Origin of the sequence: Mesorhizobium sp. M1342 (assembly GCF_040317955.1) — a bacterium.
In the GTDB taxonomy this organism is placed as follows: Bacteria; Pseudomonadota; Alphaproteobacteria; order Rhizobiales; family Rhizobiaceae; genus Mesorhizobium.
Genome location: NZ_JAMYLI010000023.1, coordinates 1 through 19,524, shown reverse-complemented (window position 1 = coordinate 19,524; position 19,524 = coordinate 1). Strand labels below are relative to the sequence as shown.

Annotated in this window: 20 protein-coding genes and 2 pseudogenes; 12 read left to right on the top strand and 10 right to left on the bottom strand. The window is 63.1% G+C overall.

From position 1 onward, the window contains the following. Window positions 1-9 precede the first annotated feature (9 nt). Complete coding sequence (locus NKH06_RS22715; protein ID WP_352894070.1) at window positions 10-723, bottom strand: gamma-glutamylcyclotransferase; 714 nt, start codon at window positions 721-723, stop codon at window positions 10-12. 110 nt (window positions 724-833) lie between these two features. On the opposite strand from NKH06_RS22715, the gene NKH06_RS22710 reads away from it, so the two are divergent. After that, window positions 834-1,541 carry an LssY C-terminal domain-containing protein gene (locus NKH06_RS22710; protein WP_352796008.1) on the top strand — a complete coding sequence of 236 codons (708 nt, stop codon included), beginning with the start codon at window positions 834-836 and terminating at the stop codon, window positions 1,539-1,541. A 13-nt stretch (window positions 1,542-1,554) separates the two neighbouring features. Here the strand turns inward: NKH06_RS22710 and NKH06_RS22705 are convergent, their stop codons facing one another. Further along, window positions 1,555-2,577 carry a zinc-dependent alcohol dehydrogenase family protein gene (locus NKH06_RS22705; RefSeq protein ID WP_023809749.1) on the bottom strand — a complete coding sequence of 341 codons (1,023 nt, stop codon included), beginning with the start codon at window positions 2,575-2,577 and terminating at the stop codon, window positions 1,555-1,557. Window positions 2,578-2,703: 126 nt separating this feature from the next. Here NKH06_RS22705 and NKH06_RS22700 point away from each other — a divergent pair, with 126 nt between their 5' ends. After that, window positions 2,704-3,618 (top strand): LysR family transcriptional regulator, encoded by a 915-nt coding sequence (locus tag NKH06_RS22700; protein ID WP_023809750.1) that lies wholly within the window; start codon window positions 2,704-2,706, stop codon window positions 3,616-3,618. 75 nt (window positions 3,619-3,693) lie between these two features. Continuing rightward, the gene (locus tag NKH06_RS22695) at window positions 3,694-5,004 is read left to right on the top strand and encodes a hemolysin family protein (RefSeq protein ID WP_023809751.1); all 1,311 of its coding nucleotides are present in this window, start codon (window positions 3,694-3,696) and stop codon (window positions 5,002-5,004) included. Window positions 5,005-5,031: 27 nt separating this feature from the next. Here the strand turns inward: NKH06_RS22695 and NKH06_RS22690 are convergent, their stop codons facing one another. After that, complete coding sequence (locus NKH06_RS22690; RefSeq protein WP_352610440.1) at window positions 5,032-5,424, bottom strand: hypothetical protein; 393 nt, start codon at window positions 5,422-5,424, stop codon at window positions 5,032-5,034. A 1-nt stretch (window position 5,425) separates the two neighbouring features. After that, the gene (locus NKH06_RS22685) at window positions 5,426-6,310 is read right to left on the bottom strand and encodes an NAD(P)-dependent oxidoreductase (RefSeq protein ID WP_352894065.1); all 885 of its coding nucleotides are present in this window, start codon (window positions 6,308-6,310) and stop codon (window positions 5,426-5,428) included. A 129-nt stretch (window positions 6,311-6,439) separates the two neighbouring features. Between NKH06_RS22685 and NKH06_RS22680 the strand changes: the two are divergent. Continuing rightward, window positions 6,440-6,792: pseudogene (locus tag NKH06_RS22680) on the top strand (winged helix-turn-helix transcriptional regulator). Window positions 6,793-6,937: 145 nt separating this feature from the next. Continuing rightward, window positions 6,938-7,153: a hypothetical protein gene (locus NKH06_RS22675; protein ID WP_352775363.1), complete on the top strand. Its 216-nt coding sequence runs from the start codon at window positions 6,938-6,940 to the stop codon at window positions 7,151-7,153. Window positions 7,154-7,178: 25 nt separating this feature from the next. Here NKH06_RS22675 and NKH06_RS22670 read toward each other — a convergent pair whose 3' ends face one another. Next, entirely contained in the window at window positions 7,179-7,433 is a 255-nt protein-coding gene (locus NKH06_RS22670; RefSeq protein ID WP_023809755.1) for a DUF1127 domain-containing protein, read from the bottom strand. 230 nt (window positions 7,434-7,663) lie between these two features. Here NKH06_RS22670 and NKH06_RS22665 point away from each other — a divergent pair, with 230 nt between their 5' ends. Beyond that, on the top strand, window positions 7,664-9,169 hold the full coding sequence (locus NKH06_RS22665; RefSeq protein ID WP_023809756.1) for a winged helix-turn-helix domain-containing tetratricopeptide repeat protein: 1,506 nt from the start codon (window positions 7,664-7,666) through the stop codon (window positions 9,167-9,169). A 55-nt stretch (window positions 9,170-9,224) separates the two neighbouring features. Here the strand turns inward: NKH06_RS22665 and NKH06_RS22660 are convergent, their stop codons facing one another. Then, a complete protein-coding gene (locus NKH06_RS22660) occupies window positions 9,225-9,923 on the bottom strand; it encodes a CGNR zinc finger domain-containing protein (RefSeq protein WP_032908926.1) in 699 nt (232 codons plus the stop codon). A gap of 109 nt (window positions 9,924-10,032) precedes the next feature. Between NKH06_RS22660 and NKH06_RS22655 the strand changes: the two genes are divergently transcribed. After that, on the top strand, window positions 10,033-10,941 hold the full coding sequence (locus tag NKH06_RS22655) for an alpha/beta fold hydrolase (protein ID WP_352610444.1): 909 nt from the start codon (window positions 10,033-10,035) through the stop codon (window positions 10,939-10,941). A 10-nt stretch (window positions 10,942-10,951) separates the two neighbouring features. Here the strand turns inward: NKH06_RS22655 and NKH06_RS22650 are convergent. Continuing rightward, a pseudogene (locus tag NKH06_RS22650) lies at window positions 10,952-11,877 on the bottom strand (DMT family transporter). Window positions 11,878-11,986: 109 nt separating this feature from the next. Next, a complete protein-coding gene (locus NKH06_RS22645; RefSeq protein ID WP_352894060.1) occupies window positions 11,987-12,967 on the bottom strand; it encodes a quinone oxidoreductase family protein in 981 nt (326 codons plus the stop codon). 97 nt (window positions 12,968-13,064) lie between these two features. Between NKH06_RS22645 and NKH06_RS22640 the strand changes: the two genes are divergently transcribed. Both NKH06_RS22640 and NKH06_RS22635 read left to right on the top strand, forming a co-directional pair. Continuing rightward, complete coding sequence (locus NKH06_RS22640; RefSeq protein ID WP_352894057.1) at window positions 13,065-13,469, top strand: winged helix-turn-helix transcriptional regulator; 405 nt, start codon at window positions 13,065-13,067, stop codon at window positions 13,467-13,469. A 68-nt stretch (window positions 13,470-13,537) separates the two neighbouring features. Beyond that, complete coding sequence (locus NKH06_RS22635) at window positions 13,538-14,347, top strand: MBL fold metallo-hydrolase (RefSeq protein ID WP_352792980.1); 810 nt, start codon at window positions 13,538-13,540, stop codon at window positions 14,345-14,347. A 62-nt stretch (window positions 14,348-14,409) separates the two neighbouring features. Here NKH06_RS22635 and NKH06_RS22630 read toward each other — a convergent pair whose 3' ends face one another. Continuing rightward, window positions 14,410-15,015 carry an NADPH-dependent FMN reductase gene (locus NKH06_RS22630; RefSeq protein ID WP_023809763.1) on the bottom strand — a complete coding sequence of 202 codons (606 nt, stop codon included), beginning with the start codon at window positions 15,013-15,015 and terminating at the stop codon, window positions 14,410-14,412. Window positions 15,016-15,104: 89 nt separating this feature from the next. Here NKH06_RS22630 and NKH06_RS22625 point away from each other — a divergent pair, with 89 nt between their 5' ends. Next, window positions 15,105-15,473 (top strand): winged helix-turn-helix transcriptional regulator, encoded by a 369-nt coding sequence (locus tag NKH06_RS22625; RefSeq protein WP_164892913.1) that lies wholly within the window; start codon window positions 15,105-15,107, stop codon window positions 15,471-15,473. A gap of 145 nt (window positions 15,474-15,618) precedes the next feature. Here the strand turns inward: NKH06_RS22625 and NKH06_RS22620 are convergent, their stop codons facing one another. Then, the gene (locus NKH06_RS22620) at window positions 15,619-15,822 is read right to left on the bottom strand and encodes a hypothetical protein (protein ID WP_081734779.1); all 204 of its coding nucleotides are present in this window, start codon (window positions 15,820-15,822) and stop codon (window positions 15,619-15,621) included. A gap of 222 nt (window positions 15,823-16,044) precedes the next feature. Between NKH06_RS22620 and NKH06_RS22615 the strand changes: the two genes are divergently transcribed. Continuing rightward, complete coding sequence (locus NKH06_RS22615; protein WP_352894051.1) at window positions 16,045-16,785, top strand: LuxR C-terminal-related transcriptional regulator; 741 nt, start codon at window positions 16,045-16,047, stop codon at window positions 16,783-16,785. Window positions 16,786-16,799: 14 nt separating this feature from the next. Further along, window positions 16,800-18,608: a sensor histidine kinase gene (locus NKH06_RS22610; RefSeq protein ID WP_352440396.1), complete on the top strand. Its 1,809-nt coding sequence runs from the start codon at window positions 16,800-16,802 to the stop codon at window positions 18,606-18,608. Window positions 18,609-19,524 lie beyond the last annotated feature (916 nt).

Below are 19,524 nucleotides of genomic sequence, written 5' to 3'. Positions count from 1 at the left end.
GAGATCAGCCTAGTCGGCGCCACCGGTTGAAGCGGCGATTTGCCGTGCGACCAAGTCCTGGATGCGCCAGAGATTCTGGTCGCGGATGCCGCTCTCTTCAAGCTTGCTCACGGTCCTGAACAAATACTGCGCCGAAGAGCCCCAATGACCGGCAGCCCGTGCCAGAGTGTCGGCAACCTGCTCCAATGGCAACCGGCCGGCATAGGCCCTGCCATCCGGCGCGGCGACGAAGGCCAAGGCATGCAGCGGCCCGTCCTTGGTCTTGACCTTGATCCAGCATGGCACGTTGTTTGGCGGGTTGGCATCGATCTCGCGGCGCATCAACTGGCCGAGTTGCCCGAAATGGTCTTCCGCGGGCAGCCGATAGACGATGCCGTTGCAACTGCCGCCTCGATCGAGCGCCAGCATCAGGGCCGGCAAATCACGGGTTCCGCGCCAGCGGGTCAGCTTCAGGCAAAACGAGCGGTGCCATCCCGGCGCCGTGGCCGGGCGCTGCTCGACATGGGCGAATTCGGGGTTCCAGATCAACGACCCGTAGGCAAAGACCCAAAGCGTGTCGGGACGATGCTGCGAAAGCAGCTTTTCGACCAGGCCATCGAACTCCGCATCGGTGTGCTCGCTGGTTCCGGGCTCTGGCCCGGGATCAGGCTCGACACGCTCAACTTGCGCGACAAGCTCGGCGGTCAACGCCATTGGCTTGCGGCCTGCCAGCTTCCGCTCCATTGCTGCCCCCACGAAGAAACGATGGCCCACGATAAAGCGGCGGCGCGCTGCTGGCCATTGATTTCCAGGGTCCCTCGGGCAAAAGATACCGCACGGATCGGGCGGCGTTCATGAGCCAGCGAAGTTTTCGGCGACGCGTTGCAATCTGGGTGGCGACCTTGCTGGCCGCCTATCTGGCGCTCGCCTATTTCGCCGCACCGGAATTCTGGACGTTTCACGATCGCGGCTTTCGCAAGCACAGCTTCGAGATGGTGACGCACACGCCGCAAGGCATTCCGGGCGATCCCATCAATGTCGGTCTTGTCGGTACGCGAAAGGAAGTAATCCACGCCTTCGCCGTCGCCGGCTGGGACACCGCCGACGCCGTGACCCTGAAGACCGCGATCGAGATCGGTGAAAGCGTGCTGTTCGACCACCCCTACCCCGATGCGCCGGTCAGCAGGCTGCTGTTCGATGGCCGCGCCCAGGATCTCGCCTTCGAAAAGCCGGAGGGCCTCAGCGCCGACCGCCGGCATCATGTGCGCTTCTGGCAGACCGAGGCAAGCGGCGACGATGGCCGGCCGCTGTGGCTGGGCTCGGCCAGCTTCGATCGCGGCGTCGGCCTCAGCCACGACACCGGCGCCGTCACCCACCATATCGGCCCCGACATCGACGCCGAGCGCGATTTCCTGATGCGCGACCTGGCCACCGCCGGCACGCTGATCTCGACCAGCGACATATCGGGCGTCGGCGCCACCAGTACGGGCCGCAATGGCGGCGGCGATCCCTATTTCACGGACGGCGAGGCGATTGTCGGCATGTTGAAGCAGCTGCCATGACCCATCGCAAAAGTCAGTTCGTGGTGATCACGATCTTGCCGAACGGCCCTTTCTCCAGATGCTGCAAGGCCTGTGGCACCTCGTCGAAGCCAAAGACCTTGTCGATGACCGGCTTGATCGCCAGCGCCTCGATCGCCTGATTCATACGTTCGAAGGCGCGGCGATGGCCGACCGACAGGCCCTGCACGGTGATGCGGTTGCGCATGAAGGGCACGATAGGGAAGCTGAGCTCCATCGCGCCCAGTAGGCCGATGATCGACAGCCGGCCGTCGGCGGCCAGCGCGTTCAGCGATCGCCGTGCATTGTCGCCGCCGACCATTTCCAGCACGTGGTTGACGCCCAGCCCATTCGTCAGCTCACGCGCGGCCTCGTCCCAGGCCGGTTGCGTGCGGTAGTTGATCCCTTGCCAGGCGCCGAGCTTTCTTGCCCGCTCAAGCTTTTCGTCGCTGCTTGAGGTGACGATGGCGCGCAGGCCGAACGCGGTGGCGAACTGCAGCGCAAACAGCGACACGCCGCCGGTGCCCTGGATCAGAATGGTCTGGCCCGGCACCGGTCTGGTCGCTTCGGCCATGGCGAACCAGGCCGTCAGCGCCGCGATCGGCAATGTCGCGGCCTCGATGTCGCCGAGCGATGGCGGCGCCAGCACCGCGGCGTCCTCGCCGAAGATGACATGATCGGAAAGCATGCCCGACAGCGACGACCCCAGCGTGTGCTTATGCAGCACTGGCGGTGCGTCGCCATCCGGCCAATCGGCGATCACCTGGCCGAGCACGCGCTGGCCGACCTGAAAGCGGCTGACCGCACTGCCGACGGCCACCACTTCACCCACCGCGTCGGATGTCGGCACGAAGGGAAAGGCAAGATCGGGGACCAGCACGCCGTCTACGATCATCTTGTCCTTGTAGTTGAGCGACACGGCCTTGGTCCGCACCAGCAAATCGTGCGGCCCTGGCTCGGGTACCTTGCCTTCCACCTGGCTTAGCCTCGACAGGCCAAAACCGCTCATCTGCCAGGATCTGTTGATTGGGGTGCTCATGTCGCGTCGCGCTCCGTGCGTTGATGCAGGCGAGACATTTATGCCTTTCGACTATAGAAAATAGTGCTTTCGTGCGGTATAATTTGACACTGATTGCGGACTAAAAGTCGACAATAGGAAATCGCCATGGAAACGGCCGACCTGCAAGGCATCGTCGCGTTCGTTCAGGCGGTGGAGGCCGGCAGCTTCACCAGCGCCGGCGAGCGGCTGCATGTGACGAAGTCGGCGATCGGCAAATCGATCGCGCAGCTGGAGCAGAGACTCGGCGTTCGCTTGCTGAACCGCACCACCCGCAGCCTCAGTCCGACCAGCGAAGGCGTCAGCTATTATGAAGCTTGCGTCCGGGCCCTTGCCGAGATCGAAGCCGCACAGTCGCTGCTTGCCTCGCGCCGGCAGGTCCCGTCTGGCCGGCTTCGGATCGACGTGCCGCTGGCCTTCGGCCGACGCTGCGTGGCCCCCGTGCTGTTCGAGATTTCGAGGGAATTTCCGGACCTGACGGTGGAAGTCTCCTTCAATGACCGCCGCGTCGACCTGATCGAGGAGGGCATCGACCTGGCGATCCGCATGGGCGAACTCGACGACAGCCTGTCGCTTGCGGCCAGGCGCCTCTACGCCCAGCGCTCGGCCATATGCGCGGCTCCCGACTATCTCGACAGGCATGGCCGGCCGCAATCGGTCGAGGATCTCGCCGATCACAGCGTCATTGGCTACGGTCGCGAGGGCATCGTCCGTCCCTGGGTGATCAGGCATTCCGACGGCCATCTCGCAACCTTCATGCCCAAGGCGCGACTCGTTCTCGGCCATGGCGAACCGATGCTGGATGCAGCGCTCGCCGGCTGCGGCATCGCCTTCCTGCCGACATGGCTGGCCGCCGACAGCCTCAAAAGCGGCGATCTCGAAATGGTGCTGTCGGACTGCCTGGTCGAGAACATCGTCGTGCATGCCGTCTGGCCGGTAACGCGCGCGCTCACGCCAAAGGTACGGGTTGTCGTCGACGCCCTCGTCGAACATTTTTCGACGCCGCCCTGGGATGCCGCGTGACCGAAATGCCGGTCATTTCTCAAAAATCACGTCAGACTATTTTCGAAGACCGCGCCGCAATGCTATTGACCGCTCATGTTATACGTAGAAATCGCGATCGTGGTCGTCCTCATCTGTGTGAACGGCCTTCTGTCGATGTCCGAACTTGCCATCGTCTCGTCGCGACCGGCCCGGCTGAAAGCGATGATCGACCGCGGCATCAATGGCGCCGGCCGCGCGCTCGAGCTTGGTTCGAATCCCGGCAAGTTCCTCTCCTCGGTGCAGATCGGCATCACCCTGGTCGGCGTCCTCTCCGGCGCCTTTTCCGGCGCCACGCTCGGCGAACGGCTGGCGCAGTTCCTGGCCTCGACCGGCATCCGCGAGACCGTCGCCGATCCGCTCGGCGTCGGCATCGTCGTCGCCATCATCACCTATTTCTCGCTGATCGTCGGCGAGCTGGTGCCCAAGCAGATTGCCTTGCGCGACCCAGAGCGGGTCGCCGCCAGGGTCGCTCCGGCAATGACCATCCTCGCCACCATCTCGGCGCCGCTGGTCTTCCTGCTCGACTTCTCCGGCCGCACCATATTGTGGCTGCTCGGCCAGCGCGGCGAAAGCGAGGAGAAGGTCACCGATGAGGAGATCAAGATGCTGGTCGCCGAGGCCGAGCATCACGGCACCATCGAATCCGACGAGCGGCGCATGATCGCCGGCGTCATGCGGCTTGGCGACCGCGCCGTGCGCGCGGTGATGACGCCGCGCACCGAGGTCGACTGGATCAATCTGCAATCCGACGAGGCGGCCATCCGCAAGCTGCTCATGGAAACCCAGCATTCGCGCCTGCCGGCAGGTGACGGCGGCGTCGATGTCATGATCGGCGTCGTCCAGACGCGTGACGTGCTGGCGGCGTTGCTTGCCGGCCGCGTGCTCGACCCGCGCAGGCATGTTCGCGCAGCCCCCATCGTCTACGACCAGGCCGACGCGCTGGATGTGCTACAGAAGCTGAAGGAATCCGACGTGCCGATGGCGCTGGTGCATGACGAATACGGCCATTTCGAAGGCATCGTCACCCCGGCCGACATTCTGGAAGCCATCACCGGCGTGTTCCGCGCGGACACAGACGCCGGCGACGAGGAGAACGCGGTCAAGCGCGAGGACGGCTCGTGGCTGCTCGCCGGCTACATGCAGGCCGACGAGATGGCCGACATTCTCGGCATCGACCTGCCGGAAAACCGCGATTACGAAACCGTCGCCGGTTATGTGCTGTCGCACATGCACCATCTGCCGGCGACTGGCGAATGCGTCGACGCGCAGGGCTGGCGCTTCGAGGTGGTCGATCTCGACGGCCGCCGCATCGACAAGCTGATCGCCACCCGCCTGCCCGGCGCCCACCGCGAGGCGGTGCGCTGACATGTTCGAATGTCAGCTTTTGACCGGTTAGCTGACGCCGCCCTCTGCCAGAGGTCGAACTGGTTTCAACAAACCGAAGAAGCCAATGATGCGCGTTATCCGTTTCTGCTCCTCATCTAGAAAAGCGATGTCCAGGCCCTCGGGTAAAGACGAACCGTCAGGCATCACAAACTTCCACGCGAAGCGCGCGACGCCGTGATGAACATCCACGTTGCTGGTCCGCAGAATGCAGGCACCAGGATGCTTGCTCTGAATTCCTGCAATGTGGGCTAGCAGTTCTTCGGCACCAACAGCGTGAACAGTTGGATCTGTATACGTCGCGCCTTCGCTCAAGATCGATAGCAGCGACACTCGCCGCTTCTCGACGTTTTCGGTGGACCACGAGGAACAATACTTATCAATGAGATGCGTCAAAGGCATGCTACTTCCCTATCGCCAGAAAATGCGAGAGCGCGGCGAAATCATCGTGCAAGTGGCCCGCCGCTATGGCCCGTTTGAATATCGCATCATAACCATCGACTATTGAACGGTCGATTCCGCGGAACTGCATCAACTCCAACAGATGCTGCATTGCGCCGTGGTGCGCCGAGATCGACGAGAGCGTTTCGTTATCGCTGGCAAATCGGCCAGCGCTCGTCCGCTTGATGAGGTCGGTCACCAGGCCGTCGATGACCGGCGCCGTCGCGGACCACTGCCGCGCCAGTTCACCGAGTTCGATCTCTTCGGCCTGCGACACGGCGATCGCATGGAGCGTCCCGAACAGAGCGCCCCACATGATAGCCAGTAGTGCGCTATCGAGCGCGTTCGCACGCCCTGGTTCTTCGCCAACATGCTGGACATTGCCACCCAAGGCGCGAAACACATCGCGGTTCGTGTCGAATGCCTCCCTTGGCCCGGCAAGCAGGATGGTCCCGGCGTCCGTGCCGATATAATCCGGCGTCGCCATGATCGCGCCATCAAGGTAGTTTGCGCCGTGCTTCGTACACCATTCAGCGGCTTCCCGTGCGCCACTCGGCGTCCCCGAAGTCAACTCCACGATCAGCTTGCCGCGAATGGCTGAGGCGATGGCGTCACTGTGGAGAAGCGCTTTTGTCGCCTCATAGTCGCTGACATTCACAATGATGATCTCGCCTGCGTTCACGGCTTCCTCCACGGAGGACGCGGCGATTGCGCCCAGCCTGGCGAGTGGATCGGTCTTCTGTCTGGTTCTGTTCCAGACAGTCGTCGGATATCCCGACTGAAGCAGGCTGCCGGCGAGCGCCGAGCCCATACGGCCCGTTCCAATGACCGTGATTGAAAGCTTCATTCCACACTCCATATCAATTGGCGGCGTCAGACCGCGTTTTGCTGTGATCGTCTTGAGAGGTATGTCAAAACGAGCGGCGCGCGATACGCACCCGGGCGTAAGTGGTCACCAGAAGGTAAGGAACGCGCGATGAACAATTCCGCGGACAATGGCTTTGCAGCGGCCGTCAGGATGGTCGAAGGAAAGTGGAAAGTAGATATCCTTTGCGAGCTCGGAACGGCGTCGCGCAGATTTGGTCGATTGAAACAGGCGCTTTCTGGCATCAGCGAAAAGATGCTGGCGCAACAATTGCGAGAACTGGAGGCCGACGCCTTGTCGACCGTAAAGTTTTTTCCGTGGTTCCAGCGAAGGTAGTCTATTCGCTGACAGAACGCGGCGCGGCGCTCAACGCAGCAGCAGGTTCACTATGTCTGTGGGCCGAGCAATTCGGCCTGCCCGGCTGCACTCAGATTGCCAATGGCGTACATATGGATGCCCTCTGATGCATGTCGCCCAAAGCGACCTCGATTTGGGAGAACAACATGCATAAAAACGAGGACCTAAAACGGGTCGCCTGAACCCGTTCGTACGGGACACGCTTCAGGGGTGCGACGCGCTCGATGTCCTGTCGAGATTAAAGGCGTTCCGATGGTGCTGGTCCATGACGAGTACTACCGTTTCGCACCGCCACAACGGCCGGCATTCTCCCATCACCGGGCTCCGTCGCCGGCTATGTGCTGGCGCACATGCATCATGCCGGCGACTGGCGAATGCGTCGACGCGCAGGGCTGGCGCTTCGAGGTGGCGATCTCGACGGCCGCCGCATCCCGCCTGGCAGGCGCCCATCGCGAGGCGGTGCGCTGACGCCCGAGCAATTGCGGCATTCGCTCTATCGTTCCCAGAAGGACTTGGCGATCTCTCCCTCGACCTGCTCTATCGTCAGGCCGATATCGTCGATCAGATGCGGATTGTCCTTCGACATCTGCCTGAGTTGCCAGCGAAAGCGTATCCGTTCGCGCCAGGTCCGATCGTGCCAGCTCGCTATGATGCTTCGCAGGGTCTTCAGGAGCCGGCGCGATGCCGGCCGCACGGGCGTTCCCGGTCGCGCTGCACAACGCTGGGCTGATGCAAGTGTATTGGTCATGGCAACCTCCATATGGTTTGAGGGCCTAGGGCTCTCGATGAGGTTGAATTCTGCAGGATACGGACGGCGCCGTAATTAAGCCCTCCCAAATAGTTCTCAAAACTTCCAAACGAGCTAGAGCAGTTCACCGGTTCACGGAACCGGTAACCTACTCTAACCCTTTGTTTTGACGCAATTCCGAACAGAAAACCGCTTCACACTTTTCCTGGAATTGCTCTATAGATGCGTCTATGGGATCGCGTTTTGCCTTTGGTCCGTTCGTGCTTGATCCGGGTGCGGGAACGCTGCTTCGGAACGACGTCCCCGTTGCCGTTGGCTATCGCGGGTTGAGCCTGCTTGCAGCACTCGTCGGGCGGCCCGGTGAAATCTTGGGAAAGGCCGAGTTGATGGACGCTGCATGGCCGGGCACGGCCGTGGAGGAAGGCAACCTCACCGTCCAGATCGCGCAGTTGCGCAAGCTGCTTGGTCCTGTCGGCGAGAACGGCGAATGGATATCCACCGTTCCGCGCGTCGGCTACCGTTTCACGGGGGCCGTCGAACAGCTCGGCCAGGCCAAGCGAAAACCCTTGCCGCTGCCCGACAAACCATCGATAGCCGTGCTGCCCTTCGTAAATTTCAGCAACGATCCCGAGCAGGATTCCTTCGTGGACGGGTTGACTGAAGACCTGATCACCGACCTGTCCAGGATCTCCGGCCTGTTCGTCATCGCCCGCAACTCGACCTTTGCCTACAAGGGAAAAGCGATGGACGTGCGCGAGATCGCCGGGGACCTTGGCGTGCGCTACCTGCTGGAAGGCAGCGCAAGACGCGCCGCGGGGCGCGTGCGCATCAACGCACAGCTGGTTGACGCAGTGAGCGGCGATCATCTGTGGGCGGAACGCTTCGATCGCGGCCTGGACGACATCTTTGCCGTTCAGGACGAGGTGACGGCCAAGATCGTGGAGGCATTGCTTGGCCGTCTGCGCACGCTGCCGCCGCGCAACCGGCCCAGCAATCTCGAGGCTTACGATCTCTGCGTGCGGGCGCGCAAGCTGATCGACGACTCGCCGCAGATGGCGCAGGAAGCGCATCTGATGCTGACGCGCGCGGTGTCGCTCGATCCCGGATACGCCGAGCCCTATCGCTGGCTTGCCATGAACCACTGGATGGGACAGGTGCATTGGGGCGGACCAACCGAAGCTGCCCGCAGCGTTGCCTTGGAGCTGGCGCGCAAGGCTGTGGCGATCGATCCCAACGATGCTGGCTGTCGCTGGATCCTGGCCTACCTGCTTGCCTATGAGCGCAGCTTCGCCGAGGCGGATGCCGAATTCGCCAAGGCGATCGAGCTCGACCCGAACGAGGCCGACACCTGGGCTGCATTGTCCGACATCGCGGTTCTGGCCGGCCGGGTCGAAGAGGGCCTTGAGCACATTCGCAAGGCGTTCCGGCTGAACCCGTTTCCGGCGAGCTGGTACTATCTGACGCTCGGCCAGGCGCAATATGCGGCGCGCGACTATCAAGCCGCTATCGAGACGTTGCGCCGTGACGAGACCTATCGCACAAGCTCACGCCGTTTCCTGGCGGCAAGCCTGGCGCAACTCGGCCGGCTGGACGAGGCGCGCGCGGAGGCCGAGCTGTTTCTCGTCGGCAACCCGCATTTCACAACCCATCACTGGGCGACGACCGAGCCATTCCGCGACGCCGCTACGCTCGAGCATTTCGTCGATGGTTTTCGCAAGGCCGGTCTTCCGGAGTGACGCGCCGGCATCCGGCCTGCCCGTGGCAAAGGCGAAGTGGTGCGCTAACCCGGATCTAGGCATGGGCATGATCTCGGTGGCGCGAGACCTTCTCGCGGTTACCGCAGGTGCGCATGCTGCACCAGCGCCGCTTGCCGCCTCGCGACGTATCGAGGAAAAGCCAGCCACAGCGAGGGCAGGAATGCAGCCTGTCGCGCGGCAGGGTGAAGAACGCTTCGATGGACAGCATGGCCAGCAAGGCGGTGACGGCATCCGGGTCCCGCCACCGGGCAAGGGCAAGCTTCGGTCTGGTGCGATCCAGCTCGATAGAGCCGGCGGCAAGCGAGCTTGCCGTGCGCGAGAATAACACGCCTAGAGCAATTCCAGGAAAAGTGTGAAGCGGTTTTCCGTCCGGGATTGCGTCAAAACAAAGAGTTAGAGCAGCTCGCCGTTTCCGTGAAACGGTGAAATGATCTAGCGGTTCGACCGCGGACGGTTTGCCGGCGGCGATTGACTCGAAAACCTGAAATGACGCCTCCCGCACTTCGCGGACCCGTTCCACGAACCGCCCATCCGCTATCTCGGCGACGGCCTGCGCCTGGCGATCGTCGGCAAGCCCTGAGGCGTTGAACCAGTTCGCAACATCCCGGACGGACTTAAACAGTTCATTATCAGCTGCTGGCACCCGCCGGTCGAACACGGCGTTCGACAGGTCCAAAGCGGGATGCCCGCCTATGAAGTGATCCGGCACCCATTCGGTGTGTGCATGGCTCACGGAACATAACCTCATTACTTGCATTATACGGTTACAAGATGAATCACTATCACACCGATATACGGTGTCAAAGCCACCCCAGATCGGCGCGAGAGCCTGGAGAGAGAGGATGTGCAGCAATCGTTACAAGACCCGCCACCAGACCATCAATGTCGACGGCCTCGACATCTTCTATCGTCATGCCGGCGACCCGGGCAGGCCGGCAATCCTGCTGCTGCACGGGTATCCGACTTCGTCGCACGTCTATCGAAATGTCATCGAACCGCTGGCGGAGACAGCCTATGTGGTGGCGCCGGATCTGCCCGGTTTCGGCTTTTCGTCCGCCCCTTCCATCGATGCCTATGACTACACGTTCGAGAACCTGGCCAACACGATCGAAGCCTTCATCGAGGCCCTCGGCCTCCAGCGATTCTTCCTCTACATCACTGACTTCGGCACGCCCGTCGGCTATCATCTCGCCACACGGCGGCCGGATCGCATCCTCGGCCTGATCGCGCAGGACAGCAACGCTCATGACGAGGGGCTGGGACCGGAATGGGACGCGCCGAAGGCGTTCTTCGCCGAACCGACTGAAGAAAACCGCGCCAAACTGCCGGACTGGATGAATTTCGAGGGGACCCGGAACCAATATATCGGCGGTCTCCCCGAGCGTCTGAAGGTGTTGTTTCCGCCCGAGGGTTGGTATCTCGATACGGAGCGTCTGGCGAGGCCCGGCAACACCGACATTCAGTTCGAACTCTTCACCGATTATGGCTCGCACATCGCCCGCTTCCCGGCCATCCAGGCCTATCTCCGCGACCAACAGCCAGCATGCCTCGTGCTGTGGGGACGGCACGACGCCTTCTTCGCGCTGGACGAGATCATGGCCTACAGCCGCGACCTCGACGCAGTCGAAATCCATGTCTTTGAGAGCGGACACATGCTTCTCGAAACGCATCATCGCCAATGCGCGGCTCTCATCGCTCACTTCATCCACGAGGTGGAGACTGGGGTATTTCGCGAACCTGCCGGGCGCTGAACGTCGGCGCTCAAACCGCCACTTCGATGGGCTCGGCAAGCCTGGGATTGGCCCGCGCGGCGATCAGGCAGCCGGCGACGATCAGGCACGCTCCGGTCAAGGTGGTCCAGGTCGCCTCCTCGCCGAAGAAGAACCAGCCGAGCGCGACCGCCCAGATAAAGGCCGAGTATTCCGTCGGGATCAGATATTGCGCTTCGGCGCGGGCGTAGGACCAGCTCATCAGGAACTGCCCGGCAAGCGACAGCACCGTCACCCCGGCCAAAGGAAGCCAAAGATTGCTCGGTAGGGCGACGGCAAGCCAGGGTGCTGCGAGACCGAGGAGGATGGCAACGCAAAGGTTCTGGAACAGCATGATCTCGATGGGCTTGGCCAACTGCGCCTGTTGCCGGGCGAGGATCAGATTGTAGCCGTAGAACACCGTCGACACGAGCACCGCTGCCGTGCCGAGCATGGCATCTTGCGAATAGTCTGCCTTCCCGAACTGGCCGGCCATGATGATGGCGACACCGGCAATGCCGCCAAAGATGCCCACACAGCCTGGCGCCGGATCCGTTCGCCCAGCAGCAGCGCGGCGAGAAACAGGGCAAACAAGGGCGCCACGAAACTGAGCCCGATCGCCTCCGCGAGCGGCAGCCTGGCCAAGCCCCAGAAGAAGGATATCAGGACGATGCCGACAATCGCGGCACGCAGCGCATGCAGCCTCAGCACCGGAACGGTTGGCGTTAGGCGCGGTCCCGCCAACCAGGCCACGCCCGCGACCACGGTCGCGACCATGCTGCGCCACAGCAAGGTGTTGTAGACGCCGACCGCGATGACCAGGATCTTCATCGCCGCATCCATCCCGGACAGCAGGAAGATCGCAAGCGCGCAAACGAGCACCGGGATCATCGGGGAAACGGCGCCGGTCAGGCTGGATGTCTTCACGGCTTCACTCATGTGACGGATTGCAGCCGGATATATCAGGCCACAGGGCGCGACCAGATGGCAGTCCCGTCGATGTAGCAGTCCAACCCCGATTGGCGTCGTGTTCGCGGCTATCGCCATATCAGGGTATCAGTACCACCTTCCCGGTCGACCGGCGCTCATCCAGCAACCGGTGCGCTTCGCCGGCCTGGTCGAGCCGGAATCTGCCGCCGATCGTGACCTGCAGTTGGCCGCCTGCCGCCATTTGGAACAGTTCGGACAGGCTGGCTTTCAGCACATCGGCAGACAGCAGCGGCAGCAGCGCGAAACCCCTGAGTGACTGGTTGCGGCCGATCAACTGCTCCAGATCGAAGGCAGCGAGGCCAAAGCGCCCGAGCGCAGCAAACACCAGTTCGCCGCCAGGCGCCAAGGCCTCAAGCAAGGCAGCGGTGAGCGCACCGCCGACTGTGTCGTAGATGATGTTGGCGCCCTCCCCGCCGGTGAGGTCGCGGACGCGAGCGGGCCAGTCCGGCTTGGTATAGTCGACTGCGGCATCGGCGCCGAGCGACAAGGCGAAATCCAACTTGGTTTTGCCGCCTGCGGCCGCGATCACCTGGCGTGCGCCCTTCAGCCTGGCCAATTGGACAAGCAGCGTTCCCACACCGCCCGATGCGGCCGGCACCAGCACCGCCTTGTCATCGGGCGGGCTTTGCCGAAGCAGATGAAGGGCCGTCAGCCCCTGCACCATCAGCGCCGTGGCAGCCTCGAACGGCAGCGCATCTGGCAGCGGCACGACGAGGTCGGCTGACATCGTCACCTGCTCCGCATAGCCGCTGTGGGGACGCTGCGACATGAACAAAGGCGCGGCCACGCGGCGACCCAGCAATTGTGCATCCACACCTTGCCCGACGGCCTCGACGACACCCGCCGCCTCGGCGCCCGGGATCATCGGCAGTTGCGGCGTTACCGCGTAGCGGTTCGCGCGCATCAGCACTTCGAAGAAGTTGATCCCGGCGGCATGGACACGGATCAGCACCTCGCCGGCCTGCGGCACCGGCGCCGGCAGATCGACCACCTCCAGCACCTCGGGACCGCCGAAGCGGCTGAGTTGAATGGCTTTCATGGCAAGCTCCGATAGCACTGGCATCGGCAGCGGTTTGCCACTATCTGCGGAGCCTCGACTACACACTCATTTGTCCCCTGCTGACCAGGAGGTGACCATGCCAGATCCCAAGAGAATGCCGATCAAAAGACTGCCGATGCTGCCGGCGGAACGGGCGCTGAAAGTGATCGCCGGTCGCTGGAAGGCGGTTATCCTCTACCATCTCTTCGATGGTCCCCGGCGCCTGTCGGCGCTCAAGACGCTGATGCCGGGCATCACCCAGAAAGTGCTGATCCAGCAGCTGCGCGAAATGGAAGAGCACGGCCTGGTCAGCCGTGAAATCTTCGCCGAAGTGCCATCGCGCGTCGAATACTCGGCGACGCACCTCGGCCTCAGCCTCGAGCCGATCCTGCTGGCGCTCTGCCAATGGGGCCAGCACCACGCCGACGAGTTGAACGAGACGAACCGCCTCGCAGACTGCATCATACGGCCGAGGCAGGCGACGCCTGCACAAATAGCATAAATCGAATTGACGGGGCGACGCGGGTTGCCCGTCGCAGGTTGTCGATTGTCCACAGAACGGATCGGAAAATGCACCGCATAGCTTCGGGCGACCTTTATCAGACCTACGATCTTGGTGACTTGCGCATCACCTCCTTGCGCGATGGCTATGTCGACATGCCGATCGGACGGCTTCGGCAACGCGGCGACAAGCCATTTGGCGATGAATTGCCGCAACAAGTCGCGTTGGTTGGTGGTCAACTCAGGCTTTCCGTCAATGCCTTCGCGATTGACGATGGAAACGGGATCATCTTGATCGATACCGGCGCCTCGAACGCCTGGCATCCCACCATGGGCCGACTTCCCGAGGCGCTGGACGAAGCTGGCATCGATGCAGGACGAGTCCGTACCGTCTGCTTCACCCACACGCATCTCGACCACATCCATGGTCTTGTGCTTGCCGACGGCCGCGACGCTTTCCCGCGTCTGGCGCGCTTGCTCGTTCCCGGGGAAGAACTCGGCTTTTTTCGCGCCGAAGCGCGGCTCGAACGATTTCACGGCACGGCGGAACCCTTCGAAGCCGGAGACCGTATCGGGACACATGTCGACATTGTCGGCGCTCATGGCCATGAAGCGGGACACAGCTGCTTTCGTGTTTCTGCCGGCGGCGAACGCATTTTGATCTGGGGCGACACCGTTCACGTCCCATCGCTTCAGTTCGATCGACCTGAGGTGACATGGGAATTCGACGCCGATCAGGACCAGGCGCGCGAAAGCCGGTTGCGGTTGCTGGCGCTTGCAGCCGACGATCATTGTTTCGTCGCCGGCGCGCATCTGGATTCGCCCGGTGTCGGCCGCGTCGTCCGATCCGGCGCCAGCTTTCAATTCGAGCCGCTATAATTGAAAAAGGGCGGCGCAAGACGCCGCCCCCGGATCCTTGGGAGGATAATTCGAATTGGCGGTCAGGCCGCCTTGACTTCCTCGGCAACGGCGTCGGCCTGACGCGCTGCCTTGAGAACCTTGGCCCACCACGCAACATCGTTGACCAGCGCCGTGGCGGCCTGGTTCAGATGCTCCAGGTCTTCCAGCTTCTTCTCGCCCTGGCGGACGGCGAGGAAATCGCCCCAGGCGATATGGACGGCCGACTTGACCGGCGCCATCTGCAATTCGACGGCATACAGTCTAAGCTGTTCGACGGCACGCGAGCCGCCGACGCTGCCATAACCGACGAAGCCGGCCGGCTTCTTGTTCCATTCATTGGCGGCGTAGTCGATGGCGTTCTTCAGCACGGCCGTCGGGCCATGATTGTATTCGGCGGCGGTGAAGATGAAGCCGTCGAATTCGGCGACCTTCTTCTGCCAGCGCTGTGCCACTTCGTTCTGCGACGGCGCCCAGGCGGAGGATGCGACCTCGTCGAAGAACGGCAGCGGGAAGTCGCGCAGGTCGACGATCTCGACATCGATGTCGGCATGCGACTTGGCGATTTTGGCGATCCACTGGGTTGGCACATCGGCGAAACGAGCGGCGCGCGTCGATCCGACGACGATGGCAATTTTGGGTTTGGACATAAGGGCTCTCCTTGCACGAAGTACTGGTATCATTTGGATACCTGCGCTATATGAGATACTGCAAACGCGATGCACAAGAAGGCACTTTTTTGTTACCGAGGCACCCACACCGCTCCGAAGACTGCCGCGCCATCTCGGAAATCCTGCAGCGCGTCGGCGACAAATGGACTGTTCTGGTCGTCGGCAAGCTGGGCGACGGACCGATGCGTTTCAATGAATTGCGCGCCGCCGTCGGCGGCATCTCGCAGAAAATGCTGACCACCACCTTGCGCGGCCTGGAGCGTGACGGCTTCGTCACCCGCACCGTGTTTCCAACCATTCCGCCGCGCGTCGATTATGAGCTGACCGAGCTCGGCCACGAGCTGCTGATCCCCGTCAGCGCACTGAGCGAATGGGCGCGCGCGAACACCATGCGCGTCAAGGCGGCGCGCGAAAAATTCGACGTCACGCACGCCTGAAACCCTTGCGCCGCAAGGGATTAGGCACACACCACCTTCGGCTTGTCTGATCGGAGATTCTATGGGCTGCGCGGGTCGTTGCCCGAATGCACGGGCCGTTTTGGCTGGTGGATTGCCGCTCATGCAGTCCCCTGACGGCTGCCGCTCAGGCTCCTGATGTGCGGACATCGCATCGCGCGGCGGCACAGGTATCACACCGTGCGCCCTGCTCGCCGGGAGCCTGTTCCCCATGCGTGCAGGCACTGCGCGAGATATCTTCCTTCACCTCCGCGTAAGCGGTCACGCCGAGCAGGCATGTCGTCGCGACCAGGGCTGCCACGAGCCAACCGTTCAGCAGATGTTGACGCATTGTCTCTCCTCCGATTGCAGCAGGATCGGGCATGGAGGCAACCGTTGGATGTCGCGAAACGGGTCCGCTACATGGCCCCTGTTACAAACGGCCCATCCCCGGCTCGCTCTACCTGATCCCAGCTATGTCGGCGTCAACCGATCCATGGCAGACTGGTACGATCGGCTGGGTATTTTCCGCCCCGGCTGCTACCGGTGAAAGCCGCCATTCGCGTCGAGGTTCATGTCGTACAAGGAATATCCCGCCATCGACCTGCCCCCATCGGAAGCACTGCTGCCGAGCCCGCTGCTTGTCGTCGAGGACGAGCCGATGATGCAGGTGCGGTTGCGCTCGATCCTGAAGGGCCTTGGCTATGCTCAGGAGGAGCTGTTTTTCGCCGGGTCGATCGCGCAGGCCAGGACCCTGCTCGTCGACCAGCCCTTTGCCATGGCGCTGGTCGATGTCGGCCTGCCCGATGGCAACGGCATCGACCTTATCGGCTCCCTGCACGAGCATGACGCGGCGCTGCCGATCCTCGTCATCTCGGCCTGGAGCAACGAAAACACCATCCTCGAGGCCCTACGTGCCGGCGCGACCGGCTACCTCCTGAAGGAGCGCGACGACATCGAGCTTTCGCTTTCGATCCACAGCACCATCCGCGGCGGCGCGCCGATCGATCCCTTCATCGCCCGGCGCATCCTGGAACTGGTGTCGGCGCCGGCGCCGACCGGGCGTGCCCGTCCTTCCACCGACAGGCCGGGGCGCGGCAAGCCCGCGCTTGCGCCGCCGCCTCCCTTGACGCCGCGCGAGATCGAGATCCTCAACCTCGTTGCCAAGGGGCTTACCAATCGAGAGATTTCGGGAGTCCTTTCCCTCTCCAGGTTCACGGTCGAATGCCACATTCGCAACATCTACAAGAAGCTGTCGGTCAAATCCCGGACGGAAGCGATCTTCGAGGCGCGGTCGCAAGGCTTCTTGCCCTGATATTCCTGCTCCTCGTGCCGGGCGGCATCGCCTTTGCCGCCGGCGGGGCCGTGCCGTTCAAGACGATCGAGGCCGTGAGATCCGGCTGGGACGCCGCCGCGCCGCCGGCCACCGGCTGGACCAGCGTGACCTTGCCCGACGACTGGACGACGCGCTGGCCCGGTTTCGACGGCGTGGTCTGGTATCGCCTCACCTTCGACAGGCCCGACGCGGCCGAACCGCTGGGCCTCGCGCTGAACTACTGGACACTGGCCGGATCGATCTCGGTCAACGGCGCGGAACTCGGCCGCGACGAATTCCTCGTCGAGCCGTTGACGCGCTCATGGAACGTGCCCCGCTACTGGCAGCTCGCGGCCCCGGTTCTGCATGCCGGCACCAACACGCTGCTGATCAGGGTCTCGGGCCTGGCGCCATACCAGCCAGGCCTTGGTCCGGTCCTGATCGGCCCGCCTTCGGCGACGCGTGCTCATTTTGTCCAGCAATTCTGGATTCGCCGCGAGCTGCCGGTCTTCTATCTCGGCGTCACCGCGGCGCTTGGCACCTTCTTTTTCGTCGTCTGGCTGCTGCGCCGAAGCCTGAAGGCCTATGGCTGGTTCGCCCTGATGACGATTGCGTGGTTTTGCTATTCGCTCAATTTCGTGGTGACGAGCCCTTGGCCGTTCGGGGCGACCGACACATGGCAGCGTTTCATCATGCTCTCCTTCATGGTCATGGCCGCCGCCTTCGTGCTGTTTGTCATCCGCTTTGCCGAGCGCCGCTTTCCCCGAGGGGAAGCCGTGCTATGGACCGCGCTGGCGATCGGCGCCGCAGCCCTGTTTGCCACGCCGCATTCCCAGCTCGGCCCGATGCTCAACCTGCTGGCCTTGTCCTGGTCGCTGCTTTATATCGGCGCCTGTTTCCTGTCGATCGGCCTGACCTGGCGCAGCGCTCGCCTGGACCACATCGTCCTCCATATCGTCAACGCGTTCACCATCGTGGCCATCCTGCATGACCTGATGACCTATCTCGGCATACTTCTTGGCAATGTCTACTACGTCACGCTGACATCCCAGTTCCAGATGGTCGGCATGGCGCTGGTGCTGGCCTGGAACTTCGTCGCCAACATGCGCCGCATCGAGGGGTTCAACGATGAGCTCACGGCCAAGATCGAAACCGCCAGGAAAGAACTCGCCCTCACGCTGCATCAGCAGCATGAGGTCATTTTGGCCAACACCAGGCTGGCCGAGCGCGTGTCCCTTTCGCACAATCTGCACGACGGCATGGGTGGCACCCTGGTCAATTCGATCGCCATGCTGGAACATGCGCCGCAGAACCTGCCGGCCGATCCCTTCCTGTCCGTCCTCAAGGAACTGCGCGACGAGTTGCGGGTGATCATCGACACCGCCGCCGACGACCAGACGGGCGGCCAGTCTCTGGCCGAGTGGATCGCACCGCTGCGCCGCCGCCACACGCTGGCATGTGAAAGCCGCGACATCGATTGCGTGTGGAACCTGACCGGGCTGGAGGACTGCCACCTGTCGCTCGCGCGAAGCCTCGATCTCGTCCGCATCCTGCAGGAGGGCCTGACCAACGTGCTCAAGCACAGCCAGGCAAGCTGCGTCGTCATCGACCTGCACCGGCGCGGCGAGACGCTGAGCCTGATGATCCACGACGACGGCGTCGGCTTCGATGCCGCCTCGGAGGCGCCCGTCCCGGGCACCGGCCTGCGCTCGATGCGGGCGCGGGCCGGACGGCTGGGCGGCACGCTCGACACGCGGTCGCGGCGCGGCGAAACCGTGCTGGCCCTGCATGTGCCCGCCGACGCAATTCCAGGAATGGCATGAACGGTTTTCCGCTCGCACTCGCGTGAAAACGAGGAGATAGGCGGTTCGACATTGCCGCAGGCGACGAACCGCCTTGAGCCCCGGCATAGCTAGTTTCAACGATATCGCGAGCCGGGCTTTCGCGGGATGCTGCAGGCTGGAGAGATTCCAGCGCAATCGGGTTGTGCCGGACACGATGGGATTGACATGGGCCGGAAAGAAACCACTGAACTCATCAAGAAGGGTAAGGAAAAGATCCTGCGCCTGGGCGCCCCCCTTGCCGTCTCGCAACCGACGCATCGGGTGCCGTCACGCAATCTCACCCGCCCTCGGCAAGCTGACGGTCCACGCGTGGCCCTTCTGACCCGTCTTCTATGCGCGAGCGCGCTGGGGGCCGCCATGGCTGCACCGGTCGTGCTGACGTTCTCGCCATCTGTGGCACGGGCGGACGGCGGCGCGGGTGCTAGTGGCACGGCCGGAGGGCAAGGATACACCGGCGCCAATGGAAGCGACAGTACAGGTACGGGCGGCGGTGGCGGCGGCGCCGCCGGCGGGGGTGACGGCGGAAAAGGTGGGGACGGTGCCCAAGGCGGAGCCGGAGGCGCCGGTGACCTCGGCAGCGGCACCATCACCGGCGATGGTGGCGCCGGCAGCAGCGTCGCAAGGGGCGGCTTTGGCAGTGGAGGGGGGGGCGGAGCCGCGGGTGCCAATGGTGGAGGAGGTGGTGCAAGCGGCGTTGCCGGGAGCTTTTTCGACACATTTAACGGCAGCGACGGACAAGGTGTTGCGGGCGGAAATCCGGGAGGCTCGGGGGGACGGCGGGAGGTGGCGGGGGTGGCGGAGGCAACGGCAATGGGGCTGGCACTTCAACGATCTCGATCGGTTCAACCGAACTGCTCCTGGGTGGGGGCGGGGGTGGCGGCGCTCTCGGCTATGG

Bases quoted from the DNA above. Each gene is read 5' to 3' on its own strand.
- NKH06_RS22715 (WP_352894070.1), bottom strand. From the start codon at position 723: ATGGAGCGGAAGCTGGCAGGCCGCAAGCCAATGGCGTTGACCGCCGAG.
- NKH06_RS22710 (WP_352796008.1), top strand. From the start codon at position 834: ATGAGCCAGCGAAGTTTTCGGCGACGCGTTGCAATCTGGGTGGCGACC.
- NKH06_RS22705 (WP_023809749.1), bottom strand. From the start codon at position 2,577: ATGAGCACCCCAATCAACAGATCCTGGCAGATGAGCGGTTTTGGCCTG.
- NKH06_RS22700 (WP_023809750.1), top strand. From the start codon at position 2,704: ATGGAAACGGCCGACCTGCAAGGCATCGTCGCGTTCGTTCAGGCGGTG.
- NKH06_RS22695 (WP_023809751.1), top strand. From the start codon at position 3,694: ATGTTATACGTAGAAATCGCGATCGTGGTCGTCCTCATCTGTGTGAAC.
- NKH06_RS22690 (WP_352610440.1), bottom strand. From the start codon at position 5,424: ATGCCTTTGACGCATCTCATTGATAAGTATTGTTCCTCGTGGTCCACC.
- NKH06_RS22685 (WP_352894065.1), bottom strand. From the start codon at position 6,310: ATGAAGCTTTCAATCACGGTCATTGGAACGGGCCGTATGGGCTCGGCG.
- NKH06_RS22675 (WP_352775363.1), top strand. From the start codon at position 6,938: ATGGTGCTGGTCCATGACGAGTACTACCGTTTCGCACCGCCACAACGG.
- NKH06_RS22670 (WP_023809755.1), bottom strand. From the start codon at position 7,433: ATGACCAATACACTTGCATCAGCCCAGCGTTGTGCAGCGCGACCGGGA.
- NKH06_RS22665 (WP_023809756.1), top strand. From the start codon at position 7,664: ATGGGATCGCGTTTTGCCTTTGGTCCGTTCGTGCTTGATCCGGGTGCG.
- NKH06_RS22655 (WP_352610444.1), top strand. From the start codon at position 10,033: ATGTGCAGCAATCGTTACAAGACCCGCCACCAGACCATCAATGTCGAC.
- NKH06_RS22645 (WP_352894060.1), bottom strand. From the start codon at position 12,967: ATGAAAGCCATTCAACTCAGCCGCTTCGGCGGTCCCGAGGTGCTGGAG.
- NKH06_RS22640 (WP_352894057.1), top strand. From the start codon at position 13,065: ATGCCAGATCCCAAGAGAATGCCGATCAAAAGACTGCCGATGCTGCCG.
- NKH06_RS22635 (WP_352792980.1), top strand. From the start codon at position 13,538: ATGCACCGCATAGCTTCGGGCGACCTTTATCAGACCTACGATCTTGGT.
- NKH06_RS22630 (WP_023809763.1), bottom strand. From the start codon at position 15,015: ATGTCCAAACCCAAAATTGCCATCGTCGTCGGATCGACGCGCGCCGCT.
- NKH06_RS22620 (WP_081734779.1), bottom strand. From the start codon at position 15,822: ATGCGTCAACATCTGCTGAACGGTTGGCTCGTGGCAGCCCTGGTCGCG.
- NKH06_RS22615 (WP_352894051.1), top strand. From the start codon at position 16,045: ATGTCGTACAAGGAATATCCCGCCATCGACCTGCCCCCATCGGAAGCA.